At 57.1% G+C, this 17,859-nt stretch carries 16 protein-coding genes and 1 pseudogene; 11 read left to right on the forward strand and 6 right to left on the reverse strand.

What is annotated here, in order from left to right; genetic code table 11:
* Positions 1 to 99: 99 nt before the first annotated feature.
* Both AC0L23_RS36490 and AC0L23_RS36495 read left to right on the forward strand, forming a co-directional pair.
* Positions 100 to 1,428: an adenylate/guanylate cyclase domain-containing protein gene (locus tag AC0L23_RS36490; protein WP_085394008.1), complete on the forward strand. Its 1,329-nt coding sequence runs from the start codon at positions 100 to 102 to the stop codon at positions 1,426 to 1,428.
* A gap of 332 nt (positions 1,429 to 1,760) precedes the next feature.
* On the forward strand, positions 1,761 to 1,901 hold the full coding sequence (locus AC0L23_RS36495; protein WP_201263774.1) for a hypothetical protein: 141 nt from the start codon (positions 1,761 to 1,763) through the stop codon (positions 1,899 to 1,901).
* 1,165 nt (positions 1,902 to 3,066) lie between these two features.
* On the opposite strand, the gene AC0L23_RS36500 is transcribed toward AC0L23_RS36495, so the two are convergent.
* Complete coding sequence (locus AC0L23_RS36500; protein WP_473358145.1) at positions 3,067 to 3,444, reverse strand: hypothetical protein; 378 nt, start codon at positions 3,442 to 3,444, stop codon at positions 3,067 to 3,069.
* Positions 3,445 to 3,734: 290 nt separating this feature from the next.
* Here AC0L23_RS36500 and AC0L23_RS36505 point away from each other — a divergent pair, with 290 nt between their 5' ends.
* On the forward strand, positions 3,735 to 4,679 hold the full coding sequence (locus AC0L23_RS36505; protein ID WP_473358150.1) for an alpha/beta hydrolase: 945 nt from the start codon (positions 3,735 to 3,737) through the stop codon (positions 4,677 to 4,679).
* 233 nt (positions 4,680 to 4,912) lie between these two features.
* Here AC0L23_RS36505 and AC0L23_RS36510 read toward each other — a convergent pair whose 3' ends face one another.
* Positions 4,913 to 5,155 carry a DUF1127 domain-containing protein gene (locus tag AC0L23_RS36510; protein WP_377791801.1) on the reverse strand — a complete coding sequence of 81 codons (243 nt, stop codon included), beginning with the start codon at positions 5,153 to 5,155 and terminating at the stop codon, positions 4,913 to 4,915.
* A gap of 160 nt (positions 5,156 to 5,315) precedes the next feature.
* Here AC0L23_RS36510 and AC0L23_RS36515 point away from each other — a divergent pair, with 160 nt between their 5' ends.
* Positions 5,316 to 6,890: a winged helix-turn-helix domain-containing tetratricopeptide repeat protein gene (locus AC0L23_RS36515; protein ID WP_377791803.1), complete on the forward strand. Its 1,575-nt coding sequence runs from the start codon at positions 5,316 to 5,318 to the stop codon at positions 6,888 to 6,890.
* Between the two features lie 136 nt (positions 6,891 to 7,026).
* Here AC0L23_RS36515 and AC0L23_RS36520 read toward each other — a convergent pair whose 3' ends face one another.
* Positions 7,027 to 7,377, reverse strand: a complete 351-nt coding sequence (locus tag AC0L23_RS36520) for a hypothetical protein (protein ID WP_377791804.1) — start codon at positions 7,375 to 7,377, stop codon at positions 7,027 to 7,029.
* 101 nt (positions 7,378 to 7,478) lie between these two features.
* Positions 7,479 to 8,201: a hypothetical protein gene (locus tag AC0L23_RS36525; protein WP_377791805.1), complete on the reverse strand. Its 723-nt coding sequence runs from the start codon at positions 8,199 to 8,201 to the stop codon at positions 7,479 to 7,481.
* A gap of 155 nt (positions 8,202 to 8,356) precedes the next feature.
* On the opposite strand from AC0L23_RS36525, the gene AC0L23_RS36530 reads away from it, so the two are divergent.
* From AC0L23_RS36530 to AC0L23_RS36540, 3 genes are all read left to right on the forward strand, one after another.
* Positions 8,357 to 9,916 (forward strand): winged helix-turn-helix domain-containing tetratricopeptide repeat protein, encoded by a 1,560-nt coding sequence (locus AC0L23_RS36530; protein ID WP_446482351.1) that lies wholly within the window; start codon positions 8,357 to 8,359, stop codon positions 9,914 to 9,916.
* A 350-nt stretch (positions 9,917 to 10,266) separates the two neighbouring features.
* Positions 10,267 to 10,770 (forward strand): T6SS effector amidase Tae4 family protein, encoded by a 504-nt coding sequence (locus AC0L23_RS36535; RefSeq protein WP_085394002.1) that lies wholly within the window; start codon positions 10,267 to 10,269, stop codon positions 10,768 to 10,770.
* A gap of 479 nt (positions 10,771 to 11,249) precedes the next feature.
* Entirely contained in the window at positions 11,250 to 12,236 is a 987-nt protein-coding gene (locus AC0L23_RS36540; protein WP_473358146.1) for an ABC transporter substrate-binding protein, read from the forward strand.
* A 935-nt stretch (positions 12,237 to 13,171) separates the two neighbouring features.
* Here AC0L23_RS36540 and AC0L23_RS36545 read toward each other — a convergent pair.
* Entirely contained in the window at positions 13,172 to 13,357 is a 186-nt protein-coding gene (locus AC0L23_RS36545) for a DUF2934 domain-containing protein (RefSeq protein ID WP_377791809.1), read from the reverse strand.
* A 203-nt stretch (positions 13,358 to 13,560) separates the two neighbouring features.
* Positions 13,561 to 14,007: a hypothetical protein gene (locus AC0L23_RS36550; RefSeq protein WP_377791810.1), complete on the reverse strand. Its 447-nt coding sequence runs from the start codon at positions 14,005 to 14,007 to the stop codon at positions 13,561 to 13,563.
* 289 nt (positions 14,008 to 14,296) lie between these two features.
* Here AC0L23_RS36550 and AC0L23_RS36555 point away from each other — a divergent pair.
* The 4 genes and pseudogenes from AC0L23_RS36555 to AC0L23_RS36570 all read left to right on the forward strand — a co-directional run.
* Positions 14,297 to 15,453 (forward strand): annotated as a pseudogene (locus AC0L23_RS36555) (sensor histidine kinase).
* 105 nt (positions 15,454 to 15,558) lie between these two features.
* Positions 15,559 to 15,723, forward strand: coding sequence for a hypothetical protein (locus tag AC0L23_RS36560; protein WP_473358147.1), 165 nt, complete (start codon positions 15,559 to 15,561; stop codon positions 15,721 to 15,723).
* Positions 15,724 to 15,868: 145 nt separating this feature from the next.
* Complete coding sequence (locus AC0L23_RS36565) at positions 15,869 to 16,576, forward strand: PRC-barrel domain-containing protein (RefSeq protein ID WP_377791812.1); 708 nt, start codon at positions 15,869 to 15,871, stop codon at positions 16,574 to 16,576.
* A gap of 631 nt (positions 16,577 to 17,207) precedes the next feature.
* Positions 17,208 to 17,859, forward strand: a 652-nt coding sequence (locus AC0L23_RS36570; RefSeq protein WP_473358148.1) for an ISL3 family transposase, incomplete at its 3' end; no start/stop codon positions are given.

Below are 17,859 nucleotides of genomic sequence, written 5' to 3' on the forward strand. Positions count from 1 at the left end.
CAGAATGTGCCGTTCCAAAAATGACGTCGGCGAAGCGTGTGCGGGGTTGATCGGATTGGATTCGAGCGGCAACAATGGGGTTGGCCCGGGGTTCGCACGATGACCGATTTCCAACTGCCCGAGACGCGCTACGCCCAAAGCGGCGATGTCAGTATCGCCTATCAGGTCATGGGCGAGGGACCAATCGACTTGATTCTGGTGCCGGGCTTTGTCTCCCATATCGAATTCGTGCATGAACTAAACGGTTTCACCTCCTTTGTCCGTCGTTTGGCGAGCTTTGCGCGCGTCGTGACGTTCGACAAAAGAGGGCAAGGGCTGTCGGATCGGATGGTGGGTGCACCGTCGCTGGAGGTGCGCATGGATGATCTCCGCGCGATCATGGACGCAATCGGCTCCAGGCGTGCTGCCCTGGTCGGGTTCTCCGAAGGCGGTTGCATGAGCATCATGTTTGCCGCAACATATCCCGAGCGAGTATCCCATCTCATTCTGATTGGCTGCTTTAGCCGCTCCGCAGATCGGTTCTCAGATGAAGCATGGGAAGTACGCATCGAGCAGATCGTGAAGCACTGGGGTGCCGGCCAATTGATCAAGACGATTGCTCCCAGCGAAGCGGGCAAACCCTCGGCCGTCGCGCAATTCGGACGGTTCGAGCGGCTGGCGAGCAGCCCTGGCGCATTGCGGACGATCCTGCAGCTTAATCGCCAGATTGATGTCACCGCAATTCTGCCGACACTGCAGGTACCCACGTTGGTGCTCCATCGCAAAGCTGATCTTCAGGTGCCGGTCGAGTTCGGACGTAAGCTCGCCCGAGCAATTCCGGGGGGCAAGTATATCGAATACGCGACGGGTGACGACCACGCGTTCTGGCTGGGCGATATCGAGACCATGCTCGGGGATATAGAGGAGTTCATCACAGGCCATCGTGATCACGGAATGGTTGAGCTGGAACGTGTGCTCGCTACCGTACTGTTCACCGATATCGTCGATTCCACCCGCAGCGCCGCAGCGATGGGCGACCAGCGTTGGCTCCGGCTGCTTGGGGACCACGATCAGCTCGTGCAACAGATGGTGGGTAAGCACCGCGGCAACCTGGTGAAAACCACTGGCGACGGTATTGTCGCGACGTTCGATGGGCCTGGCCGCGCCGTGCGTTGCGCGCTCGCAATCGGTTCGGAGACGAAACAGATCGGTCTTCCCGTCCGCGCCGGACTGCATACGGGCGAGATCGAGATCAGGGGCAATGACATTGGCGGCATTGCGGTACACGCCGCTGCGCGTGTGATGTCGCATTCCGGGGCCGGCGAGGTGCTGGTGTCTCGTGTCGTCACCGATCTCGTCGCGGGTGCTGGTCTGAAGTTTGCCGAGCGTGGCTCCTTCGAACTGAAGGGTCTTCCTGGCCGCTGGGATCTTTTTGCAGCGAGCGGTTAGCATCGAAAGGCGGAAAGACCGCTTTTTGCGCTTGGAGGGCATTAGTGGTTGCGAGCTTCTGAAGGCACTCCTGCAATGCAGCAAGCTTGTAGCTGCCCCGGACTTGATCACAGACGCTTTGGCTCCTGCACGCCAAAGCACCGGATGACGAACGTTAATCCGCTCTTCGCGGGCTAGCGGCTGTCACAAGGGCAACGTTCCGTCCAAGAAGGCTAAGCTCCTGGGCACAGCTTGGCGCATCGCAAAATCGATCAGCCTTGAGCTGTACCTCCCTTCTCGGGCTTAATGCATCGTCTGTTAGGCCGCAGAGTTTTTCAAAGTGGGAGGATACGATGAGATTCATACTTGGAATTCTGTTTGCTTCTCTCTGCTCGTTTGCAGCCCACGCCCAGGACTCGCCGTTCCGGAAGGAATTGAAGCGAGCAGATTTGACCGGCACAAACATGGAGATCATCACCAAGGGCAGCCTGTGACCCACTGCAGACGTTAGCGCTGCGCTGCCATGGGCGGCCGCGAAGCGTTACCAAGGATTAATTTCTTCGGCAGGAGACGGAAAGAATCGATCTTCTAAGATGGAGTTGGCGAAGGAGATCGAATAATCGCCACGCGCCACAGCTCAATCCTGCACGCTATTCCCGCAGCCGGTCTGTTTCTGGAGCCCGTATGTAGTGCAAGCCAACCTAAGCAAGCGCTTCCATCAAGAGCCGAACGAACGGCTCGCCGGTTCGCGCCGGCGGGGCTTCTCGCTATGAGAGGCAAGCGACGAGGGCGAGAACCACGTCGGCGCCAAAATCGCCCGAAAACAGCGAAAAGAGAATGCCGGCGCCAAGCACCACTGCAATCAACTAACGCGCGAACACTTGAAATCCACTCGTTGCTCGGAAACGAGCAGAATTTAAACTCCGACCATTTCCGGACTGCTTCGGGAGGGCAGCAAATGACTTCGTTCACCGAACCGTGATCTGGCTGCCCCGGGGGCGTCGATCTGCCCTTCGGCTCTCCTTAAAAGACCATTGACGATTTCATTGCATACCAGTGGGCATGGAGCTTCTGATCCTTGAGCTCGTGGTTGGGCTAGTCTTGTTTGCGGCCGCGTACGTCGCTGCATTGGCTATAAAGTCGCGTGCGAAACGCAAACGAGCGGAAACACCGACGCAGCCCCAGCCTACTGCCTCCGCGGGACAGCGAACGCAATTTGGGCAGCGACCGCCGTTCAAAGAGTAGGAAGCCGCGGTGAGGCCGATCTCGCCAAGTACGAGAACGGCCCCGGCTTCAGGAGGCTTTGGAGGTAACGGCGGGGGGCCGCTCCGGCAGCTCCAGCGAGCCAGCGCAACAGTAAACCGAGGCACCATCGCTCGGTATCTAGCGGACCGCCGATGGCGACTCAAGATCCTAGCAGTCGTCGTCCAAGCATGACACAATGATGGTCCATATTTGATTGCGTCTCGGAGGGGAAAGCCCGATGCGCCTTGCATTGCCTTATCTTGGAATTTGTCTCTGCGCGTCGGTCGCGGCGTGGTTGTCCTTCACGCTGATCTACTGACCCAGCAGATCATCTTGACCGGGACACCTCACGCCCCATTCAATATGCAAATGCGGAGCCCCGGTCACGCAGCACAACCAAACAGCAGGCGAACGCTAAAAGCCGTTCGCCGCCGCGCTGTCGCGCGCAGCTTGTTTTTGCCAAACAATCGCTAGGCCCTCGTTGCACGCAACAAATTCGTTGCTCCCCACACGCATTCCGAACCTTTCGCAAAACGAACGATTCTCATCCGTTAATGCTTGCACAAGTTGCTGTTGTGCCGCCGCGCGCATGTCGGGAGTAGCGATGAAAGCCGCATAGAGGCCACATGCCACCATCGCGCCAAGCAACAGCGGAAACGCAAGTGAACCTGGAGCAAGATTGATGACTGGAGTGCTGACTCTGTTTTTCGGCCATTCCGTTTCTCCTCTTAAATAACTGCTGAAATGTCTTTGGCGCACCGCAAATTCTAGGCGCTCTTGGTCAGCGCCCAACGTGAACCTGTTCACATTGCTGCACAACGAAACAACGAAGGGGAAAAGAGGGGAGAGAGTGTCAACAGCGCTAACGTAGTCCGGTTGTTGATCCGACTTGGTCTACCGAAATGTTGATCGTTTCTTGATGGCGGTGATTCGAGATTACAATTAACATCCGGAAGATTTTGATTAACGAAATGTAGTAGGCGATATTGAGATTTCAAATTGCTGCAATCGGAGCGCTCATTTTCGCTATAATTGCTGGTCCTGCAATCGCACAAATGCCCCCACTTGTCACAGACGAGATGATGGTGAAAACGGGCGATCCGGGGATCGAAATCTACGTCCGCAACAAGCGACCAGCAAACATGACAATATTCCGTCCCGAGCAGACGGTGTTGTATGTTCATGGCGCGACATATCCCTCAGAAACCGCGTTCGACCTCAAGCTCGATGGTGTCTCGTGGATGGAGTATATGGCCGCGCGCGGATACGACGTTTGGCTTTTGGACTTGCGCGGTTACGGCAAATCGAGCCGCCCACCTGAGATGGCCGACAAGCCTGAAGCTAATCCACCCATTGTGCGAGGTGACACCGCCGTAAAGGACATTGGTACGGCTGTCGATTTCATCCTACAGCGGCGCAACATATCAAGGCTGAACTTGCTAGGCTTTTCGTGGGGCACCACGCTTATGGCGACATACATGACCCAGAACGCGCAGAAAGTGGAGCGGCTGATTTTGTATGCGTCGATTTGGATCAGACAGACAGCCTCGCTGGTGCAGACCGGTCCGGGGCCGCTCGGTGCCTATCGGATGGTCAACCGCGAACAGTCCAAGCAGCGTTGGTACACCGGCGTCCCGGAGGCGAAGAAGGCAACCCTAATTCCGGCTGGATGGTTCGACGCTTGGGCTGATGCAACCTTCGCGACGGATCCCGTTGGCGCTCAAATGACGCCAGCGGTGGTCCGGGCGCCCAACGGGGTCGTACAAGACGGCATGGAATTTTCTGGGGCCGGCAAGCCTTACTACGATCCTTCAAAGATAACGGTGCCCACTTTGCTGGTTGGGGCCGAATGGGACAAGGACGCCCCGCCCTACATGGCGCAAGCCCTGTTCCCTCTGTTGGTCAACGCACCCGATAAGCGCTATGTCTTATTGGCTGAGGGTACCCACTCCATAAGCCTGGAGCGAAATCGGCTGAAGCTTTTCGAAGCCGTCCAAGCATTTCTCGACGAAGCAAAACGTTCCTGATCTCACCTGCGGTTGGTTCGTCGTGTCTGAGCGAAACGCTACGTCAACTTGTGGCCCATCGGGGAAATGGCGGCAGCCCTCCGGGACGTCCGCTCACCGAGGCATGGCGGACCAGATTTGCTCAGGTTGAGTTCTTCGCATTTTGATCCATACCGGAAGTCGGTGTCTGGGCCGCGACGCGGCTCGCGTCGGCCTGTTTCCGAGGGACTGTCCATCGCTGCCGTCGATCGACATCATTCGGCCGATCGTATACCTCGCGGGTTCGTAGTTCGGTTTGAGGTCACGTAATCGATCTCTGAATACGCAATGCCCATATCCATCAGCTCCCGATCACTCAGGTTGCAAAGGTCGCGCCGCAGCCGCTCCCATTTTCGCCATTCCTGAAAGGCGGTCCAACAATTGATGAACGCACCCACGTTGCCTCGCTGCTCTACGGTCGTCTGGACCAAGCCCGTTGTCTGGTAAATCGTGCTCATTTGCAGCGTCCTCGGGTGCCTTGTTTCCACCCAGATAAGCTGCCAAGATTTGGCCCAACACGCTTGACGTGCTGCTTACATTTTCCTTATGGACAGCTTATTCTTTACTTCCGAATTGTTGCCGCCTTTAACCGGCGACCGCCTAGAGGGATTTCGCATCTTGCGCTATCTCTTCGAAGATCTTGAACTAGATTCCGGCCGCCGCGAGCTATACCGCGACACAAACGTCGTTGCCCTGGCGCCACAGACCTTTGACCTGCTCGACTATCTCATTCGCAACCGCGAGCGCGTAGTTGGCAAGGACGAGCTCATCACCGCCATTTGGAAGGGACGGTTCGTGTCCGATGCCGCGCTGACGACCCGGCTAAATGCAGCTCGATCCGCGATTGGCGATTCCGGAGAGCGCCAGCGTCTGATCAAGACGTTGCCGAGGAAGGGCTATCGCTTTATTGGTACGGTGCAGGAAGCCGACAGAGCCCCCCCGGTGGCAGTAAACGAATTCCAAAGGGAGACCGCCAAACCTGCCCTCACACTTCCCGACAAGCCGTCGCTCGCCGTTCTCCCATTCACCAACCTGAGCTCGGATCCAGAGCAGGAGTATTTCGCCGATGGTATGGTCGAGGACATCATCACCGGCCTTTCACGGTCCAAATCGCTGTTCGTCATCGCGCGACAATCTACTTTTAGCTATAAGAGCAAGCCTATCGATATTAGGCAGGTCGGGCGCGAGCTAGGCGTTCGGTACGTGCTCGAAGGCAGCGTGCGCAGATCCGGCGACCGGGTTCGCATTTCCGGACAGTTGATCGAGGCCACGACGGGCGCCCACCTCTGGGCGGACCGCTTCGACAGCCAACTCAGTGATATCTTCGATCTGCAGGACCAAGTGACGGGTAGCGTGATTGGCGCACTCGTTCCTCAATTGGAGCGGGCCGAGATAGAGCGCGCAAAACGCAAGCCAACCGAAAATCTTCAGGCCTACGATTACTATCTTCGTGCACTCTCAAGCTTCTATCAATTCACTCGCGAACAAAACATTGAAGCCCTCAGACTGACCCGGCTTGCCGTCGAGATCGATCCCGGATTGGCCGCAGCATACGCGCTGGGCGCTTATTGCTGCCTGCAACGAAAGATCTTCGGCTGGACCGTCGATGCGGATCAGGAACGCGATGAGACCCGACGGCTGGCGAGGCGCGCAATTGAGCTCGATAAGGAAGATCCAACTGTCCTTGTGAGGGTCGGGCAGGCTATTGCCGGCGTACTGTATGAGCTCGACGAGGGCACGACCCTTGTTTTCCAGGCGCATGAGCTCAATTCAAATTTGGCTGTTGCACGATATAGTATCGGCTGGGAACACATACGGCGCGGCAATGTTGAGGAGGGGCTCAAACAGTTCCATGCCGGCGTGCGTTTAAGCCCTATGGATCCGTTTCTTTTTCTGATGCAGACCGGAATAGCGTTTGCTCATTTTTTGACAGATCGATACGAAGACGGTTCATCATGGGCCAAGTTGGCTGTGCTGCACCGGCCCAACTATCTCAACGCACAGTTTAGTCTAGCGGCTTGCCACGCAATGTCTGGCAGGGTCGAGGAAGCCCGAGTGATCGGTGCACGCCTGATAGAAGCGAGGCCGGCTCTGCGCCTCTCGACGCTCGTTCCCAAGCTCGCTAGATTTTACCAGCCGAAACCTCTCGAAAAAATAACGATAGCTTGCCGCATCATGGGTCTCCCCCCCTAATTGCATGCGGCTGTTCTGGAAGTTCTGATCTCATTGCAATTCCTCTGAATTGCAAAGCCACGACTTCACTGGCTCAAGCACGGTCATTCAGAACGCCGCGACCCGGACTCCCTGCATGGAATTCCGACGTACGTTCTCAGATCATGCTGCCGGGCAGAAAGCAGCGAACGCGCGGATGGCCATCGATGTAGTGCTTCCATACCATAGTCGGACCGGCGCGGTTCGGTTGCTTTAGGACGGCGCCCTCAGGAACCACGACCCACTCACCTTCGATGCGGACGCGGTAATGGCCACGGTCGGATTCCCAATCGGCGTCGAAGACGATGTATCCATCGGCATTCGTACAGCACTGCCCAAACTCGCTGTGCAAGCTCTCGAACCATGGCTTCAGCGGCGAATTGGCGTAGCGTCCGTCATCGCGGGCGAGCACCGGTGTGGCGACCGCAATCAGGCCAACCATCAGCGCTGCTTGTATTCTAGCGGACATTTCTTGCTCTCTACCGTGCTGCAAGCGCGCTATGCGCCGATCTGCTGTCTCGCTCTGCGATATGCGGAGAACGGAAGCGACAAAATCGCTTTTACCTCTGGCTATGGAGCAAATGCCGCTGCCTGTGGAAGGCTGGGTGTACCAGGGCGAACGAATACAAAACGCGACCTCACCGGCAGGTCCAAACCGTCTTCGCCGTCCTGCCCGATCAGAATGAGGCCCGCTCCACCATTCGCCACTGTTAGGATGACCGGTTCACCAGCCCATGTCCTGATCGGCTCCATCGCCAGGATAAGGAATTCGCCGATCGGCTGGTCCAGATACTGAAGTCTTAGCTGCGGCGCGATTTCGGCGGGCGCAAGCAGAAGGCCCAGCAATTGCGCGCGCGCATAGACGTCCCGCAGCGCTGCCGTTTTGCCCTCAAAGCCAAGTTCGGCTGGCGACACGGCAACAAGCTCGACCTCGGCTTTCTTCCCGCTGAGGGTAAAGGCCGGTCTTCCGATAAGCTCGTCAGCCGAGCTCCCAACACTGCAGCCCAGTGCACTCATCGCGTCGCGAAGAGCGGCCAAATCCCTAAAGGTCCCGACAGTAATCCTCTTCCAGAAAGGAACCTCCGCGGCGGAGCTGAATGAAGTCCGAGTGTCGCGGGCTGGTGGAGCCCCCTTGAGCGCCAGGTGATTGCGCAGGACATCCTGCGCCGAGCATTGGGCTTCAGCAGCGTTGGCGCAGGCGACGACAAGCGCAGAGCAGACAAGTAGGCCGGCACTCCGTTGTGCAAATGCACCAGCCCGTCGCATTCTCTTGGAGTCGTAGGTCGCACTCATCGTCGCCTCCGCTACGTTTTCTCGGCTAGACTGCCGAAGCGCGGTCCGGTGCGCTTTACGAGCGGCTTACATTTTCCTTATCGGCGGCTTATTCTCTTCATTCCGACTGGCGCAGGGGCGCAGCGTCGCTCCGAGACTGGCAACGGGGATGGAAGTTGCGCTATCTGTTTGAGGAGTACGTCTTCCACACCGATCGGCGCGAGCTGCATCGCGAGGGGGAGCTCGTCCCTGTCGCACCACAGGTGTTCGATCTGCTTAATTACCTGATCCGCAACAGGGAGCGAGTTGTCAGCAAGGACGACATCATCAAAGTCATTTGGAATGGGCGCAGCATATCCGACGCGGCGCTGGCAACCCGCCTGAATGCCGCCCGGACTGCAATCGGCGATTCCGGCGAGGAGCAGCGCTTCATAAAAACACTACCGCGCAAGGGCTTCCGTTTCGTCGGAGCAGTCCGGGAAGTGCAGGAACCGGCAGGCGCAGCAGTTGCCGATAATCAGTTAGAACTTCAGAAAGCCGACCTTGCGCTCCCCGACAAACCGTCTATCGCTGTGCTGCCGTTTGAGAACCTGAGCGGCGATCCCGAGCAGGAATATTTCGCCGACGGCATGGTGGAAGAGATCATCACTGCGCTTTCTCGCTTTAAGTCTCTGTTCGTTATTGCACGTCACTCAAGTTTCACCTTCAAAGGCAAAGCTGTCGATATCGAGGAAGTCCGACGCAGGCTCGGCGTGCGCTATGTGCTTGAGGGGGCTGTGCGCAAGGCATCGGGGAAGGTCCGCATCACAGGGCAATTAATTGATGCGGTGACAGGCGCGCATCTATGGGCGGACAGATTCGAGCGTGATCTGACGGACATTTTCGCTCTCCAAGACGACGTTGCGCTCGCCGTTGTCTCGGCCGTTCAGCCAAAGATGCTTCAAACAGAGATTGCAACGGCTGTGCGGCGGCGACCAGAGAACCTCACTGCCTATGATTTTTTTCTCCGAGCCATGCAACAGTATTACCTGACGACCCGTGAAAGTTTGGCCGAGGCGATTAAGCTGGCTCATCGCGCTTTGGAGCTAGACCCGAGGTTTAGCTCTGCAGCGGCTCTGGCAGGTGACTGTCACGCGAGCAACTTCGCTTTAGGCTATGCCAAGGATCCCGAGTTCGACGCCAAGGAAGCAATTCGGCTTGCACGTTTGGCATTGAGCCTCGATGATGATGACCCCGACACGTTGTCAAGGGTTGCCGTAATCTCAGCGGGCCTGGTCGGCGATAGTGAAGCCGAAATCGAAATGGCTGACCGGGCGGTCGCGCTCAACCCGAATTCCTGGCGCACTTGGAACAATAGAGGCTGGGTCTATACAATCGCGGGACTGCCCGAAGAGGCTATCCAAAGCTTTGAACGTGCAATTCGCATGAGCCCGGTAGACCCGCTGCTACACATGACGTTTCTGGGCATTGGGCATGCTCTTATAGGCCTTGGCCGGTTTGACGAGGCGATCATTGTCTTGAAGAAAGCGCTTCGTCAGAATCCTTCCTTTGTGCCGGCTTGCCGTGGACTCGCGTCTGCCTTCGCCCACCTCGGACGCGACGCTGAGGCGCACGCCGCGGCGGCGCGTGTGCTTGAGATCGATCCCGTCTTTACAATATCGGCGCATATCGCCCGGGTCCCCAAAAGCTCAAAGCTGTTGATCGAGGGCCTTCGGAAAGCGGGGCTGCCCGAATAACCTTCCTGCGCTGTGCGGACGGGGTGATCGATGACCACTTCTGGCCCGACGGCGAAGATCGCTATCGCGCCCTGTAGGTCGGCAGTTGAGGCCAGACCGGACATTGGGAAGACCCGAGCAGTCGACGCGAATGACCCACAAGCGAAGTCAGGCCATATCTGCTTCCCGGCGTTCCAGATGCTTGCGAACGCGACAGCGGCCGGTTAGTCGGCGCGAAACGAACACCCTACTTCGGCAAAAGCTGTTGACCCGCTCAATGGCTAAGGCAAGATAGCCAAACCACAGTGTGCGCACGCATACCTCTCTCATCGGATACCGCGACGCTGAGGGTTCAACGGCAAGGGTTAATCATGGGCTTTATCAACATAGGCTACAACGCCTTGCTGGCTAACCATCCAAGTATGACCGACGATTTCAAAACAATGATCAACGGGTCCATAAAGAAATTTCACGACGAACCAGGGCACAAGAATACCTGCGGTTCGAAAATCAGTTGGGCATTCAACCACGTCGATGGTCACTATATCAATTGCGATGGCGACTACGGAAAAGGTGGCGTGCTCGTCAAAAAAGTTCGGTTTCTTATGGACGACGACGGTTGGGAGTATATTTTTTCGACGCTCGATCTTCGGCAGTACCTCAATAATAGGTATGGCTCCGGACAGATGTTTCCGAACACATCTAAACTGGGGAGCCGAAACGGGGTGATCATATTTGAACCAACAGACACCAGTACCATCGGCCATACGGACATCTGGGTAAATGGGCAGATACACGATGCTGACTTGTACTTTGGCAGTTGGTATTCGGCAGTGACAAACGACAGAGTCTTTTTTTGGGACCTCAATTCGTAACGTAGTGAAAAGCACAGGGTTATATCGGCTAGTAGGCAGCCGGCTTATGCCTGCAACACCTTGGCGGTGACATGAACTTCGTGCTCCACCCGGACGGTCACCCACATTTTCGGCGTCGTTGCTTTCGGTAATTTTGCTTGGCCGTGAAGCACCAGGACGTCGACCGTCAAAGTATCCGTTGATTGCCGGAGTGATCGCAGCTGACTTGGCTCGCTCCTCAGATCTCATCTTTTAATTTCTTCTGATAGACCATCGCGGTTGCTGCGATTCCGCTTGTGGCCCGTTGCGTCAGTTGTGGAAGTGCAGCCACATGTCCGCTCCCGGCGGTAGCTCGGAAATCACGAACTCAGGGTCGATCGATGCGATTGACGGGGACGCAAGATGGACAGCCTGAGAACTTCAGCGCAAATTCACCTTTGAAGCGAGTCCTGACAATTGTGCATCGCTGTTCCTATCGCAGCGTATTTTTGGAGCGACAAATGCGGCGGCGAGATTTCATTAGAGGAATTACGGCTGTTTCGGCAACGTTGCCGGTTGCTGCGAGCGCCCAGCGACTACCTGCGCAGCCGCTGATCGGCTTTCTTAGTACGCGCTCGCCCGAAGAAGCTACGATTCACATGGATGCCTTCCGCCGCGGGCTCGAAGAAATGGCCTATGTCGAAGGCCGTAACGTCGCCATCGAGTATCGCTGGGCGAAGGGCGATTGCAGTCAATTGGGACCCCTTGTCGCCGATCTGCGGAGCCGACCGCTTTCGGTCATTGTTGCTACCGGCGATCCGGCCGCACTCGCAGCCAAGGCGGAGGCCGTCGCTGTGCCGCTTGTCTTCGTCGTCGGCCAGGATCCAGTGCGCGCCGGTCTGGTCGCAAGTATGAATCGGCCAGGCACGGCCACTGGTGTAAACTTCTTCACGGGCGATCTGGGCGCCAAACGGCTGGGGCTTCTCTGCACATTGGTCCCCTCGGCTCGCGTTGTGGGGCTTTTGCTCAACCCGGCCTTCGGAATGGAAGCGTTCGACGAGTTCCGGCGGTCGGTAGTCAGCGCAGCTCAGTCGCTCGACCGCGAGGTAATCGTGCAGAGCGCAACAACCGATATTGAGATCGAGGCCGATTTCGTCGCGTTGACTAAAGCTGGCGTTTCGGCGCTGATGGTGCAGAACGATCCATTCTTCGACTCTCGGCGGAGCAAGATCATTGCTCTGTCGTCTACTCGCAAATTGCCCGGCATCTTCCACATTCGAGAGTTTCCAGCGGATGGCGGGCTAATGAGTTATGGTGCCAGCCTCGCCGACGCTTACCGCCAGGTCGGAGTGTATGCGGGCAAGATCCTCCGCGGAGCGAAACCGGTCGATCTTCCAGTCCTGCGGCCGACGAAGTTCGAGCTGGTCATCAACATGCGAACTGCGAAAGCACTCACCCTCACGGTACCACCATCCATTCTCATAGAGGCCGACGAACTGATTGAGTGAAATCGGGAGGTGCCCGGAACTGGCCCATCAGCGAAGAGGCAGCGGCGCCCCACGAGGTCCGCTCACTGAGGCATGGCGGACCCGATTTGCTCAGGTTGAGTTCTTCGCATGTTGACTCAAAGCGGACTCCAACGCATCGCGCTCCCCCTGAGGGAGTGAACGGATGCGCGTTTGTAGCGAACGGCTCATTTTGAGAAAGTACAATCGCCTGGGACGGCGCTTGGTCAGATAGGAACGCCCGGACCCAGGACAGTGTTGGCCCACATGCGCTTCTACTTCGACTGTCAGGACTCGGCCGGCCATCCTCGACGAGCAGGGCGAAGACCTTTCGGACTTCGCGGCTGCGCGTGACGCTGCGATGAGAGATAGCTGGCCGAGGGGATGTGAGACCACAGCCGTTCGGAGCTAACTGAGAAGCTGTCTATCTCGTAAGAACTAAAGGGGCCCGATCATGACCGTGTCAGCTACAATTGAAGTGGCCGCGGCAAAAACAATTGGGACGCGCAGAAACCTATCCTAAGGAAGTGAACTTCACCCGTCCTTGGCGGTGATGCCTTGAGCAAGGGGCTGCTCAATGGCCGCCCTTGATGCCGCGCTGCTAAATGATGTCGCGTACTTGTTCCCAGGTAGAGGCAGGTACTGATCTGTTGCCGACCTTAGTGCCCATAGATTTTGGGCGTGCCTTGTCTAACGACAATGAACCGCAGGAGCCGAAGCCATCACCCAAGCCCTCCCGCGGGACGAAGCCGGCAGGTCAAAAGAGTTCGCATCTTCAAATGCGCGGAATGCGTTAGGCTGAGCCGCTTCTACGACCCGTCGATGACGCGGCGATCATCATCGCGCATAACACCGAACACGAGACTTCCCGCCAAAAGGCGAGACGGTTCAGAGGACCGTCTTTGCTCTTGAATGGCCGCGAAGTTGTTTCTAGGAGATCAAGTCCTGTGTCCCCTGGAAGCAACGGGCGGATAGGCAGCATGTGTGTCGGCGTCCAGTTGCTCGATAGCCCGATGCCAGTATTCTTCCGCTCGCCCCTCTTGGCGGCCCTCGAGTGCCCAAAGCTGGTAGGCCCGCTCTTGGATGCGCCGTTCTTGATCGTCGTGAGCGTCGGAATCGGACATGTCTTCAACCTTTGATGTTGCGGCGGCGGCTGCTCATTGGAACTTGCCCTTGGGCCGTTCGGCGAACGTCACGGGAGACGGTAGGGGATCGCATATCGGAAGCACACCTAAAAGAACGTACCATGGTGCTCAGGTGTCCCAGTGACTGCGTTAATCTCTGTCCGCGGGACTCTCCTCAAGAGTCAGTCCGTGTTGGCTCTCCATTACTCCTCAATCACCATCTCCACCAGCTTGGCGATCTTAGCTCGCGTCAGATCACCGGAGTTGGAAATGTAGGGCTCGACATCAGGGGCAAAAACAAAAGGAATACCCTTTTTGGTTCCGCTGTCGCCGATGCGAGTCACAACGATATTGCCGAATGCGGTTGAGATGCTGGTCGGAGCACCATTACCCACGGTGAAAGAAACCCCGACCGGACGGTGATCGTTGCGTTCAATCTGCGGAGCAAAGGAGAATTGCTCTTCCCCCAAATGATGCTTCAGCTCCTCCAGAAAAGGTATGACTTCCCGCTCCATCGCCTGCTTGCAGTGCTCGATGTCAGCGGTTCTCTTGTCCTTGTTTTCTGCGGCGATAATCGCCTGCCTCTCTTTTTCGGCGACCGCTGCGGATATTTTCTGTCGAAATTTTTCAGCCAGCTGCTCGGCGTTCATTCTTGTTCCAATCGAGCTCGGCCCCACCTCGTTATGTATTCATAGCACTACGGCTTATCGGCGGCGCCAACCGATCCGAACGCAAGCCATCGTAGGCATGTAGCGGAGCCGCGCCGGACAGGCCGCTGCTCGGATAAGCAAGCCGCACGAACGAAGCGCCGTTCCTGTTTGTTGTCGCCGCAAATGAAACTGAGGAGAAGGCAGACGTTGCATAGGAACCATGAGCTGCCGACAGCGTTGTCGATGTCCTCCTCCGGCCGTTGGAACGCTACCCAGAACTGGCAACTAAATGACTTCCGAACCGGGGCTGGTTTCGTCTACGGCCGTCGATGCTTTCAAGGATCGACAGGATGAGCTTCCATACCGTCGCCGCCAACAGGCTCTCCTCAGGGATTTCGGTGCGGCTACACCTCAAACCCGAGACTTCGGGCAGATTCTTCAGCACGCGGTCGAACTCAGTGCTCGCGGTCTGGGATGCTCTTACGCCAAGGTTCTCGAATATCTTCCCGATGAACAGCGTTTGATAGTACGTGCCGGCATCGGTTGGCCGGCGGGCACGGTCGATCATGTAACGCTCGGCGCCGATATCGAATCGCCCGCCGGCTTTGCCTATCAGACGGGGCAATCGGTGATTTCCAACCACTTGGAGGATGAGACTCGCTTCCGAACCCCGAATCTTCTCGCCGAACATGGCATCAAGGGCGCGATCAACGTGCTTATCAGGCGCGGCGGCGAGGGCGACGCGCCGTTCGGTGTCCTCGAAGCTGAGTCACTATCCCGGACAATTCGACGACGCAGATGCAGATTTTCTCGCAGGCTTTGCAGGTCTGCTCGGAATCGCCATCGAACGCCAACACGCCGATGCCAAGCTTCAGGAAGCCCTCGATCACGAGGCCTTGCTGACGCGAGAGATGAGCCATCGGGTCAAAAACAGCCTCACATCAGTCGTGGGCCTGCCCCGTCGCGTCCAATCGCGGAAGTTCATGATCATCTCTGGCGAGGCAGCAAGATTGGATTTGTCGATCTCCCGGACTTTGTCAGTCATCTTTGCCAAAACCTTCAGAGTTCGACGCCGGAACACAGGCTTCAGTCGCGATCGGATCCCATAATTATACCCGCCGACAAGGCCATTCCTTTGGGCTTGCTGGTCAACGAGCTCGTCACAAAAGCGGTTAAATACGCCTACGTCGATGGGCCGGGTGTCATCATGGTAGACGCCCGCGAAATCGACAGCCATCTGCGCGTCGAAATCTCCGATGAGGGCGCAGGGCTACCCGAGCGATTTGACATCAATCAGCCTCGGAAGAGCCTCGGATTCCGAGTTATCAGCGGCCTCGTCAAACAGTTATGGGCGAGTTCACGATCTCAAAAAACATACCAAGGGGAGCGCTGTTCACGATCAGATTTGCTCTCGACCATCCTGCACGTCCGCGTGATGCGAGCTGAAACCTCGCTCCCGGGTGTCGGCGTCGATTCTTGAGAGTTCCCCTCGTATGCCCATGGTCCGTGCAACCATCCAAGTCCTTTGTCGAAGACGAAGCATTCATTCGCATGGATGCGGTCGACATGCTCCAAGCCGCCGGCTTCGATATTCTGGAGGCAGCCAACGCGGACGAGGCTATTCTGCTGCTCGAAAACCACTCCAATGTCCGCCTTATATTCACCGACATCGATATGCCCCGCAACTTCAGGGCATTTCAAAATATGAGCCGGTGATCTTCCTGCGGAAGCAAGATTTATCCCCAAGCCTTACATGCCCATCCAAATTATCGACGCTATCCATGAGCTAACAAGCACGGTGTGATGAACAATTCGAACGGCCGAAAGGTAGGTTGCAATGAAGACCCTAGGAACACTTTTCATGGCTGCGCTAATGGTTGCCGCCGGTGTCAACCAGGCGCTGGCTGATTGCCAGATTGCGGACGCAGGGCTTGAGGAGGCGATTCAGCAAAATCCCCGGCTTCGAGGCCCGGCCAACAGTCAGTCCGTGCGCGACCTCCGAAGTTTGAGAGATGCCGCTTTCACGCTTCGGTCCTATGGACGTCACGAAGACTGTGAGCGTCTCCTCGCCAACATTCGTGAACTTATCGCCGGACCGCCTATGGGATCCCTTGGGGACAATGATGAAGAGGCGGCCGACAAGCAAATGGCTGATAGCGAACCCAAAGCCAGGCGCGGGGCATCGTCAGGGAGCAGGGACAAGAAAGGCGCCAAGCCGTTGATGAAAATCGATCAACTTACGCCCGGCTTGAGGACCGACGAGATGATTGGGGCCGAAGTTCGTAGCTCCGACGACAAAATCGTTGGCGAGGTGCGAAACATCGTGTTCGGCACCAAAGATGGAACGGACTACGCGATTGTCGCGTCCGGAGGGTTTTTCACCACCGGCAAGGACAGTATTGTTGTCCCGATCCGATCTCTCAAGGTGACGCAGGATCGATCGAGCTTCTTTCTTCCTATTGCAAAAGAAGTCATGAAAACTGTCCCTGTGATGCCTGATCAAGACTACAAGTGGCTCTCTGACCAGACCTGGCGCGTCCACAACGATGCATTTTTTGTAAAGCCATAGGTGCTGATCACTTAGTAGATGTGCCTCCCACAGCTCGATCTCAATCATCGCGTCTCTCAGCGCTCAAGCCGCTCTGGCTATTCCTGCAGGAGGACTCGATGGATTCGCTCGGAGCTCGTACGCGAAAGTCGATAATCGCCCACCTTATCGTCTGCCCAAACTGCAAACGCGCTCAGCGGAGTGATACGAAGTTCACTCCGATGCGCGGGTCGCCTGACAAACTGGCATCCCCCAGGTTTCCGGCTTAAGCGGTGGAAGTTAAGGCGCCACCCGGCGGCTGCAATGAAGCGCACCGGCACAGAGCGGCCGGCCATTGCTCGAATTGCCCTCCGTAGAGAGACTGGACGGACGGCGCACTCCGGAGCCAAGCAGCGTCACAGACAGCGGCTTGCCTTAACCAGCTGATGCGCTGATGTTGTAGGCGGAGTAATTCAGAAAAGTCGCCGCGGGCCTCGCGACGCCTTCCTTCCGAGTTCACAAGCACATTACAGCGACTTGGCCCTTTCACGGGCTGCTTCGGCTGTCAATCGGCGTTCAAAGTTGACCCCGTATCGGCGTCCAATTTTGGGTCTGACTCATTTCCGATGAAGTTTGCCGGGCGACTGTGGTTCTCAAACGGAGAATCAGCGCCATGCGGACGGGCTTTCAAATCTCATCGCTAGCACCGAGTGGTTTGGTGTTTGATGGTGTAAGTGACTCAATGGATTCGGTTATTCTGGCTGTTCGGTCAGAGGCTGCGGAGGCCCAATGCCCTTTGTGCGCGACAGCGTCGCGCCGAATCCATAGCCGATACATCCGGCACGTGGCTGATTTGCCGTCAGCGGGCAGAAGGGTGCGCCTCCGATTGCTCACGCGGCGCTTCACATGTGAGGTGCTGCATTGCCGCCGGCGGATCTTCGCGGAGCGGTTTGGAGAAGACATCGTCCCGCTTCGACGGCGCCGGACGGCACGGTTGGAATACATCGTCCATCACTTGGGGTTGGCGCTCGGCGGCCGGCCGGCGGCAAGCTTCGCCAAGCGGCTCATGCTGCCCGTCAGCAACGATACCTTGCTGCGGGTGGTCCGCCGGCGGACGGCGATGCCGACAGATCCATTGCTTGTTGTGGGCATCGATGACTGGGCGTTCCGGAGAAATCATCGATACGGGACGATCGTGTGCGATTTGGAGCGCCGGGGGATCGTTACCCTGCTGCCCGACAGGGAAACTGCGACCGTTCGGGCGTGGCTATCGAAGCACCCAGCGATCAACATTGTGTCGCGAGATCGCGGTGGTGGATACGGCG

Source organism: Bradyrhizobium sp. MI1.4 (assembly GCF_055811315.1).

Bases quoted from the DNA above. Each gene is read 5' to 3' on its own strand.
- AC0L23_RS36565 (WP_377791812.1), top strand. From the start codon at position 15,869: ATGGCTGCGCTAATGGTTGCCGCCGGTGTCAACCAGGCGCTGGCTGAT.
- AC0L23_RS36495 (WP_201263774.1), top strand. From the start codon at position 1,761: ATGAGATTCATACTTGGAATTCTGTTTGCTTCTCTCTGCTCGTTTGCA.
- AC0L23_RS36545 (WP_377791809.1), bottom strand. From the start codon at position 13,357: ATGTCCGATTCCGACGCTCACGACGATCAAGAACGGCGCATCCAAGAG.
- AC0L23_RS36490 (WP_085394008.1), top strand. From the start codon at position 100: ATGACCGATTTCCAACTGCCCGAGACGCGCTACGCCCAAAGCGGCGAT.
- AC0L23_RS36525 (WP_377791805.1), bottom strand. From the start codon at position 8,201: ATGAGTGCGACCTACGACTCCAAGAGAATGCGACGGGCTGGTGCATTT.
- AC0L23_RS36510 (WP_377791801.1), bottom strand. From the start codon at position 5,155: ATGAGCACGATTTACCAGACAACGGGCTTGGTCCAGACGACCGTAGAG.
- AC0L23_RS36535 (WP_085394002.1), top strand. From the start codon at position 10,267: ATGGGCTTTATCAACATAGGCTACAACGCCTTGCTGGCTAACCATCCA.
- AC0L23_RS36560 (WP_473358147.1), top strand. From the start codon at position 15,559: ATGGATGCGGTCGACATGCTCCAAGCCGCCGGCTTCGATATTCTGGAG.
- AC0L23_RS36550 (WP_377791810.1), bottom strand. From the start codon at position 14,007: ATGAACGCCGAGCAGCTGGCTGAAAAATTTCGACAGAAAATATCCGCA.
- AC0L23_RS36540 (WP_473358146.1), top strand. From the start codon at position 11,250: ATGCGGCGGCGAGATTTCATTAGAGGAATTACGGCTGTTTCGGCAACG.
- AC0L23_RS36520 (WP_377791804.1), bottom strand. From the start codon at position 7,377: ATGTCCGCTAGAATACAAGCAGCGCTGATGGTTGGCCTGATTGCGGTC.
- AC0L23_RS36505 (WP_473358150.1), top strand. From the start codon at position 3,735: ATGGTGAAAACGGGCGATCCGGGGATCGAAATCTACGTCCGCAACAAG.